The 11513-nt window shown below is 67.4% G+C and carries 10 protein-coding genes; 4 read left to right on the top strand and 6 right to left on the bottom strand.

The features are described from left to right. Positions 1–2778, top strand: coding sequence for a laminin G domain-containing metallophosphoesterase family protein (locus AC3RXZ_RS10230; protein WP_491493952.1), 2778 nt, complete (start codon positions 1–3; stop codon positions 2776–2778). Positions 2779–2924: 146 nt separating this feature from the next. Here the strand turns inward: AC3RXZ_RS10230 and AC3RXZ_RS10225 are convergent, their stop codons facing one another. The 4 genes from AC3RXZ_RS10225 to AC3RXZ_RS10210 are packed head-to-tail and all read right to left on the bottom strand — an operon-like array spanning position 2925 to position 8253. Further along, positions 2925–5036 carry a glycoside hydrolase family 2 protein gene (locus AC3RXZ_RS10225; RefSeq protein ID WP_491493951.1) on the bottom strand — a complete coding sequence of 704 codons (2112 nt, stop codon included), beginning with the start codon at positions 5034–5036 and terminating at the stop codon, positions 2925–2927. Positions 5037–5038: 2 nt separating this feature from the next. Further along, positions 5039–5950, bottom strand: coding sequence for a carbohydrate ABC transporter permease (locus tag AC3RXZ_RS10220; protein WP_243228805.1), 912 nt, complete (start codon positions 5948–5950; stop codon positions 5039–5041). Between the two features lies 1 nt (position 5951). Continuing rightward, a complete protein-coding gene (locus AC3RXZ_RS10215) occupies positions 5952–6872 on the bottom strand; it encodes a carbohydrate ABC transporter permease (RefSeq protein ID WP_491493950.1) in 921 nt (306 codons plus the stop codon). 13 nt (positions 6873–6885) lie between these two features. Then, complete coding sequence (locus AC3RXZ_RS10210) at positions 6886–8253, bottom strand: ABC transporter substrate-binding protein (RefSeq protein WP_491493949.1); 1368 nt, start codon at positions 8251–8253, stop codon at positions 6886–6888. Positions 8254–8367: 114 nt separating this feature from the next. On the opposite strand from AC3RXZ_RS10210, the gene AC3RXZ_RS10205 reads away from it, so the two are divergent. Together AC3RXZ_RS10205 and AC3RXZ_RS10200 are read left to right on the top strand one after the other, a co-directional pair. Continuing rightward, positions 8368–9375 carry a LacI family DNA-binding transcriptional regulator gene (locus AC3RXZ_RS10205; RefSeq protein ID WP_491493948.1) on the top strand — a complete coding sequence of 336 codons (1008 nt, stop codon included), beginning with the start codon at positions 8368–8370 and terminating at the stop codon, positions 9373–9375. Positions 9376–9421: 46 nt separating this feature from the next. Further along, positions 9422–9787 carry a cupin domain-containing protein gene (locus AC3RXZ_RS10200; protein WP_243228812.1) on the top strand — a complete coding sequence of 122 codons (366 nt, stop codon included), beginning with the start codon at positions 9422–9424 and terminating at the stop codon, positions 9785–9787. 171 nt (positions 9788–9958) lie between these two features. On the opposite strand, the gene AC3RXZ_RS10195 is transcribed toward AC3RXZ_RS10200, so the two are convergent. Together AC3RXZ_RS10195 and AC3RXZ_RS10190 are read right to left on the bottom strand one after the other, a co-directional pair. Then, positions 9959–10177 carry a helix-turn-helix domain-containing protein gene (locus AC3RXZ_RS10195; RefSeq protein WP_491493947.1) on the bottom strand — a complete coding sequence of 73 codons (219 nt, stop codon included), beginning with the start codon at positions 10175–10177 and terminating at the stop codon, positions 9959–9961. Further along, positions 10177–10662 carry a DUF2975 domain-containing protein gene (locus tag AC3RXZ_RS10190; RefSeq protein WP_491493946.1) on the bottom strand — a complete coding sequence of 162 codons (486 nt, stop codon included), beginning with the start codon at positions 10660–10662 and terminating at the stop codon, positions 10177–10179. The genes AC3RXZ_RS10195 and AC3RXZ_RS10190 overlap by 1 nt, the downstream gene beginning before the upstream one ends. A gap of 136 nt (positions 10663–10798) precedes the next feature. On the opposite strand from AC3RXZ_RS10190, the gene AC3RXZ_RS10185 reads away from it, so the two are divergent. After that, on the top strand, positions 10799–11365 hold the full coding sequence (locus AC3RXZ_RS10185; protein ID WP_491493945.1) for a PadR family transcriptional regulator: 567 nt from the start codon (positions 10799–10801) through the stop codon (positions 11363–11365). Positions 11366–11513: the final 148 nt, after the last annotated feature.

The raw sequence follows: 11513 nt of genomic DNA, 5'->3' as shown, positions 1-11513 counted from the left end.
ATGAACACCCTTATCCGTCGCCGTTCGTGGCGAGTTCTCACGGCCGTGGCGCTTGCCAGCGGAATGGTGGCTGCCACCGCGAGCTCGGCGGTCGCCAGTCCATCGCCGGAGACCGCCGTAGCACCCGCGGCATCCGGGGCCGTGGCTGCGGGCGCCGCAAGCGAGAACCGCTCCAGCTTCGTGCTCCCCGTGCTGCCTGACACGCAGTTCTACTCGCGCTACAGCGCCTCGCAGTTCTACCCGAAGTACGACACGAACCCCTTCGAGGTGCAGACCGACTGGCTGGTCGAGCATCAGGACGAGCTGAACATCCCGTTCGTCGCGCACGTCGGCGACGTCGTCGACCAGCAGTGGGTGACCGGCGAGTGGGATGCCGCGGCGAAGGCCATGCAGATCCTCACCGACGGCGGGCTCCCGTATTCCGTCGTGCCCGGCAACCACGACGTGGAGAACATGGGGGCGCGCTCGTCGGAGGCGAACTCCTGGCAGTATCTGCAGCGCTTCGACGCGGGCCGGATGGCTGCGCAGGGAGGACCGGCGTTCGTCGACAGCTTCCAGAACGGGCTGTCCACCGCGTACATCTTCGAAGCGGAGGGTCACGAGTGGATGTCACTCGCCCTGGCCTGGAACGCTTCGGCGGACACGTTCGGATGGGCGCAGAGCGTGCTGGACGCTCACCCGGGAATCCCGGTCATCCTGTCGTCGCACGCGATCATCAACATCGCCGAGGACCAGACCTCGCCGGCGGACTGGGCATGGGGCGAAGAGCTGTGGAACAGCCTGATCCGCTCGAACGACGAGATCGTCCTCACGGTAAACGGGCACTTCCACGGCACGACCATGCGGGAGCGCACGAACGACTTCGGCAACCCGGTGTATCAGGTGCTGACCGATTATCAGATGGCGGCCGACGGCGGCAACGGGTACCTGACGCTCTTCGAGTTCGATCTGTCGAACGACGCGATCGACGTGGAATCCGTTTCTCCGTGGGTGACGGTGAAGGACGAAGCGTCTCTGACCGCCAACGACACTCCATTCCTGAGCGGACCGTGGCAGTCGTTCCGTCTCGATCTCGACTTCGAGGAACGATTCGGCTACGCCGCCGACCCGGAGCGAGAAACACGCGGCGACCTCTCGGAGCGCGCCAAGGCGATCGTGTCCGAAGGGTGGGACGGCGAAGCCGGCGCCGGCCAGATGGTCCCGGCCGGCAACGCGGACGACTACATCGCCGTCGACGGCACGGTGGCGCACTGGCGCTTCGGCTCCGTGGAAGAAGGCGTCGTGGACGAGAACTCGGTGATCCCTGACGTCGCCGGTCGGAGTCCCATGTATCGGAGCGCGATCGAGAACACGGATGCTCCGGAGAAGCTCGAGGACGTGCAGGTCTCGCACACGAACATGCCGTTCTACTCGGCGGATGCGGGAGCGATCTGCTTCGCAGACGTGCACCGCAACGACTCCGGTCTCGACAATCTGTCGTACATCTCGACCGAGTACGGCGCCCCGGCCACGTTCGCGGATCTGAACAGCTCGACCGGGTACACGCTGGAGACGTTCCTGCAGCTGGACGAGGGGTGGACCGAGACCGCCAACCGATGGGGCGCGGCGATCACTCGGGGAGGCACTCGGGAATGGATCGGCATCAACGACTCCGCGGATGCCGGAGCGGGCGCCTCGTGGCTCGGCATCTCGAGCCTGCGCGAGTATCAGTTCACGGCGGGCGACAGTGACACGGGCAACTCGTACACGCTGTGGTCGGGCGAGATCATGCAGGGTGCTTGGCATCATGTCGCGGTCGTGAACGACCCGGTGGCCGACACCGCGATCATGTACGTCGACGGCGTGCCGGTGCTGCGCAACGCGGCGAGCGTAGGGGGGATGATGGCCGCCGACTTCATGCCGTGGATCATCGGTGCGTCGACCTGGAACACCGAGCCGGATCACGGGTGGCACGGGTGCGTCGGCGAGACGCGCGTCGTGGACCACGCGCTGTCGCCGTCGGAGTTCTTGTACGAGCGGATCGACATCGACGGGACCGGATCGTCGTTCGCCGTCGCGACCGACCTGACGACGGTGCACGCGCATGACGCGGTCGTCGGCTCGTTCTCCGGCACGGGCCACCCGGGGGCCCGAGTGCGCGTGGAACTCGATGATGTCGCCATCGGCTCGGCCGTGGTGGCGACCGACGGAACGTGGACGATCGCGCTCACCGAGGCGATCGCCGGAACCGGATCGTACGATCTGTCCTTCATCCAGTCGATCGGGACTCGTGACGGAGCCCCGTTCGAGGCCTCGCTCGTCATCGGCGACGCACCCGAGCAATGGGTGCCGGGCGAGGGAGACCTGACCGAAGCGCTCGCGGGTGAGATCTCCGTGAATCCGGACCGTTTCGCCCCGGGAGCGACGCTCACCGTGGCACTGCCCGAGGGACATGACGGCAGCACCGTCTACGGCTTCCTGTTCTCCGAGCCGACCGCACTGGGTGCTGCGACGGTCACGGGCAGGACCACCACGATCACGACGCCGACGAGCCTGGCGTTCGGTGAACACCGGATGGCGCTGTACACCTCGGACGGGACGCTCATCGGCTGGGATGTCGTCGAGGTCATCGACCCGACGATCGTGCCGGGTGAGAGCGGATCGGACAGCTCCGCCGACGAAGGCGGTCTGGCGATCACCGGGGGTACCGTGGGCTGGGTGCTGCTGTGGCTCGTTCTGGCCGGTGCAGCGGTCGCCGGCGGTGCGGTGCTGCAGCGGAAACGGCGCGCGGCGGAGTAGGCGGGGCTGTCTCTCCGGGCCCGGTGGGCCCGGAGAGATGCCATTCAGCGGTCAGGTCAGGAGCGGTCTCAGCCGCTCGCGTAGCTGGGGGATTCACGGCACGCACACAGATGCGCCGTGAATCCCCTGGTCGGCAGACCGTGCTCTCACGCCTCCCCCGGAACCTCCACTCCGACGAACTCGCCGTCGCGCGCCCCGCGCCGGTTCGGGGCTTCGACCTCGGCCGCATCAAGGAACGCTCGTGCCACGACGGCGCCCGCGGCATCCGTCGCCCAGATCAGGAAGCGCCCTGCCGTGTCGCGAGCGTGCACGGCCAGCGTCACGGCATCCGAGAGTACGAAGGGCTCGACGACGAAGGGCTGAGTCGTCACGATGTCGTCCCCGGGCAGAGCATCCATCGACGCTCCTGCCCGGACCCACGCGCCGTGCACCTGCACGCCCAGCGCAGAGCGGCCGTGGTGCGACACATGCACATCCAATTCGAACGCCTTCACGGGCGTCGCGAGGTCAGCCCCAGCACGAGCGGGCACGAGGTCCAGCACGAGCACCGTCTCGGCGTTCACATCGGCCGGAACGAGTCCGCCCCAATCCTTCGTGCGACGGTCCTCGGTGAGCAGCCCGGCGCACTCGTGCTCGACATCCGAGAACTCCGTGTAGACGTAGCCGGAGTAGCGGTCGTGCCGGCGCAGTTCCTGCGTCTCCCACCGCAGGTGCCATGCTCGCTCGAGACTCGTGAAGCCTTCGCCGTACTCGCTGTTGAGGATCGGTACGCCGTGGCGCGGGAAGGCCGGCGACCCGTAGAACGACTTGTCCACGATGAAGTCCGGCCCGAGCCGGACCGGGAACGCCTCGCGCTCGCCGGATGCCAGATCCGCCACGGCCCGTGCCCACGTCGCGATCTCGGGTTCGTAGTAGTGCCAGTCGACCAGATCGCTCTTCACGTGCGCCCAGCCGGAGTTCTCCACGATCGGGCGCGTGTCGTCGAGCGCGCGCAGCAGGTCGTAGGCGCGCACGGCCGCCTCAGCCCGCGCGGCGCTGCCCGGGATGTCCCAGTCCAGGCCCCACTCCTCGTTGTACAACCCCCAGATGACGATGCTCGGATGGTTTCCGTCACGCTCGACCATCGCGGGCAACTGCGCCTCGAACGCCTCGGCCGCCGCCGCCGAGAACCGACTCGGGCACGCCGGCTCCGCCCACACGAGCATCCCGGTGAGGTCGGCCTCGTGCAGCCAGATCGGGTCCTCGAACTTCAGGTGCTTGCGCACGAGGTTGTAGCCGAGCTCGCGGGCGAGCGCGATGTCCTTCCGCAGCGCTTCGGCGTCCGGCGCCGTGAGGCCCGAGTCCGGCCAGTACCCCTGGTCGAGGACGCCGCGCACGTACAGCCGTGATCCGTTCAGCACGAGTTCTTCGCCGCGGGTCTCGATCCGGCGCAGCCCCGTCGTTGCGACGACGCGATCCGCCGCCTCGCCTTCCCCGACGATGACCTCGACTCGGTACAGATGCGGGTCCTCCGGCTGCCACAGCCGCGGCTCGGACAGCTCGAGACGCCCGGCGGCCAGACCCGCGGCATCCGAGACCAGCTCCACCTCGGCATCCGCCGTCCGAACCCGGACGATCGAGCCGACCACGGCATCGCCGGACAACCCGACCGTGACGTCGATGCCGGTCAGGCTGTCGCCACGCAGCGCGATCGAGCGGGCGTACGTGCGCCCTCGCGCCTCCAGCCAGACCGATTGCCAGATGCCGGACGTCGGCGTGAACGAGACCCCGTCGTAGTCGTCGCGCGGAATGGAGCGCTGCTTGCCGTGCGCGATCTCACGCTTGTCGGCCGGTGCGTCGACCTCCACGGTCAGTTCTGACGCCACCCCCGGCACGAGGAACGCGGTCGCATCGAACTCGAACGACTCGTATCCGCCGACATGCTCGCCGACGAGCGCGCCGTCGATTCGGACGATCGCACGATGATGCACCGCGCCGAAGCTCAGGACGACTCGCCGCCCCGACCATTCGGCGGGCACGGTCACCTCCCGACGGTAGATTCCCCGCTCCAGCCAGGTCTGCCGGATGCCGGAGGCAGCGCTCTCCCAGGCGAAGGGGACCGTGATGTCGGCACAGACGCCGTCGGCCTCGAACCCCCACTGCCCGTTGAGCGTCAGCCATCGCTCCGACCGGTCGCGATCCGGACGCGGATACTCGGGGCGTGGCACCGCCGCATCGGCGATGGTGACAGGGGAGGAGTCGGTAGTGGAGAGGGACACGTTCAGCCTTTCACGCTGCCGGCGAGGATGCCGTTGATGAAGTGACGCTGGAGCACGATGAAGAGCACCAGCAGGGGGATGAGGGCGATCGAGCTCGCCGCGAGGAGCTCGCCGGTGACTGTCGCGTAGTCGGCGCCGATCCGATTGCCCGTGATGTTCTGCGCGAGCGTCGACAGGACGACCTGCAGGGTCGCCATCTGCTCGGAGCTGGCGACGATCACGGGCCACACGAAGTCGTTGTAGATGTTCATGATCGTGAGCACGGCGAGTCCGGCGAGGCCGGGGCGGATGACGGGCACGATCACGCGCCAGAAGATGCCGAACTCGCTGCAGCCGTCCACCCGCGCCGCGTCCAGCAGCTCGTCGGGCACGGCGCTGATCACCTGTCGCATCCAGAAGATCGCGAAGGCGTCGATCGCCCCGGGCAGGATGAGCGCCTGGTAGGTGTTGACCCATCCGAGCGCCTTCATCTCCAGCAGCAACGGGATGATGAGCACGATCGTCGGCAGCATCAGGGTGATGAGCACCGCGCCGAAGATGAGGTTCTTCCCGGCGAAGTCGTACTTCGCGAAAGCGTACGCCGCCAGGGGCGCGAAGAACAGCGTGATGCCGCCCTTCACGACCAGCACGATCCCCGTGTTGAGGAAGCCGTGCGCGATCGGCACGTCCTGGAACATCGCGGTGAAGTTGTCGAGCGTGAACGTCGAGGGATCGAATCCGAGCGGATCGCGGATGATGTCATTCGGCTGCTTGAACGACGAGACGATCGCCCAGGCGACCGGCGCCAGGAAGCCGATCATCAGCAGCAGGAGGAACGCGTGCGAACCGATGCGGGGACGCGGGCGGCGCACGGCTCGCTGCCGGGAGACGGATGCTGCAGCATCCGTGGCGGGACGGGTCAGCGTATCGGTCATGTCAATCCTTCGCTCGCAGCATCCGGACGAAGAACAGCGAGAGCACCATCACGAGAAGGACGAGCAGGAACGAGTTCGCTGCTCCCGTGCCCAGGTCGCCCCGCGTGATGTGGTTGTAGAGGTAATAGCCGGCCGTGGTCGTGGAGTTGTAGGGCCCGCCCTGCGTCACGACGAACGGCTCCGCGAACATCTGGAAGACGGCGAGCGTCTGCAGGACGACCGCGAACATGATCGTGCGGCGCAGCAGAGGCACCGTGATGCTCCACAGCTGACGGAGCTTGGATGCTCCGTCCAGCTCGGCGGCCTCGTACATCGACTGATCGATGGACTGCAGCCCCGAGAGCAGGATGATGACGATGAAGCCCGTCGTCTTCCACAGGAACAGCAGAGCCAGCGTCGGCTTCGCCCAGGCGCTCGTCGTGAGCCAGCCGATATCGGGGAGGCCGAACAGGCTGAGGAAAGCGTTGATCGCTCCGTACTGCTGGTCGAAGAGCACCACCCAGATCTGCGCAACGGCGACGAGAGGAGTGACGAACGGAACGATGAACGCCACCCGGTAGAGGCCGCGCATCCGGAGTTTCGCCGAGTTCAGCAGGACGGCCACGATCACCGAGAGCACCATCTGGACCGGGACGATCAGCAGCCAGAGCACGGCCGAATTGCCGAGCGAGCTCCAGAACGCCTCGCTCGTGAGCAGGTAGGCGTAGTTGCCCCAGCCCACCCACTCCGCGGCGCCGGAGCCGCGCCAGTTCGTGAAGCTGAGCCGCGCGGTGAAGATCAGCGGGTACACGCTGAACGCGAGGAAGATCACGACGAAGGGGAGGACGAAGAGGTAGGGCGCGGAGCGCCGTTTCAGCGTCGCTCCGCTCGGGCGGCGGCGGGTGCGCTGCGGCACCGCGGAGGGGAGGGTGGAGGTCGTCATCCGGATCGGTCCGTCACTGCCTGTCGATGAGGTTGGACTGGATGCCCTCGGTCGAACTGCTGATGACCTCGGCGGGCGTGAGGTCGCCGTCCAGCATCTTCTGGATGTCGTTGCCGAGGTAGTCCACGGCGCCGTTCCACCAGGACGGGATGGCAGTTCCGCTCGGGATCTGCGCCCCGGCGGTGGTCGCGACCTCCCAGAGATCCTGACCGCCCAGCGCTTCGAGCGGTTGGAAGAGCGGCTCGGTCGGATCCGCGGCCGGGAGGTACGCGGGGATCGACGTGTTGAGCCCGGTCGGATAGATGTCGTTGACTCCCCAGACCGCGCTGTACCCGGCCTCGTCGTACATGAGGAACTCGTAGAAGAGCCACGCCAGGTCCGCGTTCTCGCCGTCCTTCGGGAGCACGAACGAGGATCCGCCCATCGCGCCGCTGCGCGCGCCGCCGTCCTCCCATGCGGGCAGCTCCATCGCCCGCCAGTCGCCGCTCGTCTCCGGCAGCAGCTGCTGCGGCGCGAAGTCGAACCAGATGGCCCATGGGTAGAAGACCTGGTTACCGTTCTCGAGCTCGGCGATGTCGGTCGGGCTCAGGTACTCGGCCCGCGTGCCCAGGCCCTCGGTCTGCACCGTGTCCAGGAACGTCAGGATCTGCTCGTACTCCGGGCTGTCCAGCCGGAGCTCGCCGTCGGCATCTGCGATCGACGTGCCCAGCTGACTCGCGTACATCTCCAGCTGGAGCTGTCCGAGGAATGCGCTCTGCTCCAGATGGATCGGCTTCGAGCCCGGCTTGGCATCCTGATACGCACGAGCCGCGTCGAGCAGGTCGTCGTAGGTCTCGATCGTCGTCGCATCGATGCCCGCGGCCTCGAGCGCCGCCGCGTTGTAGTACAGCAGACCGGGATTCAGATCGTAGGGAATGCCGTAGATACCCCCATCGACCGTCGTCGCGTCGATCTTCTGCGGCGCGATGTCGTCGACATAGGGTGCGAGCACGTCGCTGACGTCCCACAGATGATCGGCATAACTGCTGACGAGCGCGTCATCGAGGAAGACGCCGTCGGGGACGTCGGTCCCCGTGATCAACGTGTTCTGCAGCTTCGCGTTGATGTCGACGGCTTCGTGGTGCACGGTGATGCCGGGATACTTCTCGTTGAACTCGTCGATGACGGCGTCGAAGACCTCGTACAGGTCGCCGGAACGGTCCCAGATGGTGATCTCACCCTCGGGCTGTTCGGCGGTCGGTGCCTGCAGACGATCGGATGCTGCAGTGTCGTCGGAGCCCGATGTGATGTCGGGTCCGCACGCCGTCAGTGCCAGCGCAGCGATGGCGACTCCGCCGATCGCGGCGAGGCGCGAAGCCGGCCGGTTCGGATTGCGGTTCATGACACTCCCTTGTGTGGATGAGGACGGTGCGGTGTGTGGTGCCGTCGACGCGTTTGCCAACGTATGCAAACAGTACCGGAGATTTGCACACGTTGCAAACGATAGGATGGCGGGATGCCGGCCACACTCCGCGATGTCGCAGAACGCGCACAGGTGTCGATGCGCACCGTCTCCAACGTGGTGAGCGGGTACACGCATGTCAGCGAGAAGATGCGCGCGAAGGTGCTCGCCGCCATCGAGGAGCTCGACTACCGGCCGAACCCGGTGGCGCGAACGCTGCGCACCGGACGCACCGGCATGCTGGCGCTCGTGGTGCCCGAGATCGACGTGCCCTACTTCAGCGAACTCGCCCGCGACGTGATCGAGGCGGCCGCCGAGGTCGGCTACCGCGTCATGATCGATCAGACCGGGCATGACCACGAGCGCGAGCGTCAGCTGCTCACCGGCGAGGACCGCACCATGTTGTTCGACGGGCTGCTCTTCAGCCCGCTGGTCACGAAGTCCGAGCTGCTGGACATGTCCAGCACCACGCGGATGCCGTTGATCCTCCTCGGCGAGCACGATTTCGACGGCCGCTACGACCACGTCGCCATCGACAACGTGGCAGCGGCGAGGGATGCCGTCAGCCATCTGATCGAGACCGGCCGCACGCGGATCGCCGCGATCGGGTCGCAGCCGCTGGAGGAGTACGCGACGCCGCTGCAGCGCTCGGCGGGCTACGAGGCGGCACTGGCGGATGCCGGGCTGGAGGGGCGCGCGGACTACGTCGTCGCCGCCGAGCACTACAGCCGCATCGACGGCTACCGTGCGGCGCAGGCGCTTCTCGCACTCGAGGACCCGCCGGATGCGATCTTCTGTTTCTCGGATCTCCTCGCGATCGGAGCCATGCGCGCCGTCTTCGACTCTGGCCTGCGTGTGCCCGAGGATGTCGCGGTGATCGGCATCGACGACGTGGAGGAGGGGCGATTCGCGCGTCCATCTCTCAGCACGATCTCGTTGGACACGCCTTTCATCGCCAGGGAATCGGTGCGCCGCATCATCGAGCGCATCGAGGATCCGGAGCTGCCCGCGCGGGAGATCGTCGCGCCTCACACGCTGGTCGTCCGGGAGAGCACGGCCTGACACGGTTCCGCGCCGCCTGCGGACGGGCGCGCCGTACGCTCATCTCATGACCACCGACGTCCGCAACATCGACACCGCCCTCGCCTCGATCGCCGAGCACTGGCAGCCTCACCGTCTGACGAGCGTCAACGACTACGACGTCAAGGTCGTCAAGTTGCAGGGCGAGTTCGTCTGGCACACGCATCCCGACACGGACGAGCTGTTCCTGGTGATCAGCGGCGAGCTGACCATCCAGCTCCGCGATCGCGACGTCGTCCTCGGCCCGAACGACGTGTTCGTGGTGCCGAAGGGCGTCGAGCATTGCCCGAAGGCGGAGGGCGAGGTGCAGGCGCTCCTGTTCGAGCCGCAGGGCACGGTCAACACCGGGGATGCCGGCGGCGAGCGGACGTCGGAGCTGCGCGAACTCGACTGACCCTCGGCGAGGCCGGCGGCCGGCTGCGCGAGATCCGGATGCTTGCTCGAGATCCGGACGAACGTCCGCCGCCCGCGGCGCGAGATCCGGATGCTCGCGCGAGATCCGGACGAAAGCGCCGCAACGATCCGGATCTCGCGGCATTCTCCGGATCTCGGAAGCCCGCAGGCGTCAGCCGGCGCCGCCCTCGGGTACCCATCGCAGCAGATCGCCGGGCTGGCAGTCGAGCACCTCGCACAGAGCATCCAGCGTGGTGAAGCGCACGGCCTTCGCGCGGCCGTTCTTCAGCACCGCGAGGTTCGTGGGCGTGATGCCGATGCGCTCGGCAAGTTCGCCGACGGCCATCTTGCGGCGCGCGAGCATGACGTCGATGTCGACGATCACGGGCATCAGATCACCTCGCCCAGTTCGTTGCGCAACGCTTGCGCCTCGTCCTCGCGGGCGATCGCCTGGCGCAGCAGTGCCTTCATCACCACGACGAGCAGCGCGATCCCTCCCAGCACGAGTGATGCCCCGCAGATCAGTCCGACCAGGCCCGGCGCAACGGACCCCGGCGCCAGCAGGACCGCGAGTACGAGGGCGAGCACGGCGGCAGCCGCGAAGCATCCGACGATCGCATTCACCCAGCCGAACGAGGATGCCGAGAAGATGGACCCGCGCCGGACCTTCGTCAGGAGCATCCACACGCACACCGCGAACACCTGCATCGACACGATGCCGAGCACGGCGATGCCCACGAACGCGATGCGCCCCCAGAGCTCTTCGCCGGCGAGATCCAGCCACAGCGCCGGGACGATCAGCGCCTGCACCGCCAGCGACCCCAGCAGTGCCACGGCGATCACGACCTTGAGCACCACGATCGTCACGTTTCCCATGTCCAGCCTCTCATCGAAGAACAGTAGGAATCTATCGTTAATCGTTCGATCTGGGAAGCCCGCGTGCCCACCGAGGCCTTCCGCTTCGCATCTTAACGATATATCGTTGACTATCGCTCACTTCGAGGAGGTCATCATGAACGGTCCATTCCCCACTCCCGGATTCGGCTCCGGCTTCGGGCCGAACGGCCCCGGCGCATCGATCTTCGACGCGTTCGAGCAGTTCCGGCAGAACTTCGAGCAGCGCACCGGCGGGCCGTCCCGCATGGCGCGCGGCGACGTCCGCGCGGCCGTCATCGCCCTGCTCGCGGAACAGCCCATGCACGGCTACCAGATCATCAGCGAGATCTCGGATCGGTCCCACGGGGCTTGGAAGCCGAGCGCCGGGTCGGTGTATCCGACGCTGCAGCTGCTCGCCGACGAGGGACTCATCACCGCCGAGGAGCAGAACGGACGCAAGACCTACTCGCTCACCGAGAGCGGCGTCGCCGAGGCGGAGGCCGCCGCGGACAAGCCGGCACCGTGGGAGGCCTTCGGCGGGCGCTCCGCCGCGAACCTCACCGCGCTGCCGAAAGCGGGCATGGAGCTCGCCGGCGTCGCCGCCCAGGTCGCCCGCACCGGCACGCCCGAGCAGGTCCAGAAGGCCGTCGACGTCCTGGACGAGGCGCGACGTAAGCTGTACGCGATCCTCGCCGGCGACTGATCGGAGCGCGCATGGACACGGCGGATGCCGAGGGAGAGCGGGGCCCGGGAACGGACGCGTTTCGACTCGCTTCGCTCGCTCAACGAGCGGGTGGGGAGGAGCGCCCTCAGCGAGCGGGTGGGGAGGAGCGCCCTCAGCGACCGGGCGG

Source organism: Microbacterium cucumeris (assembly GCF_058349845.2).
The sequence above is the reverse complement of the archived record's forward strand: the minus strand, read 5'-3'. Positions and strand labels throughout refer to the sequence as shown.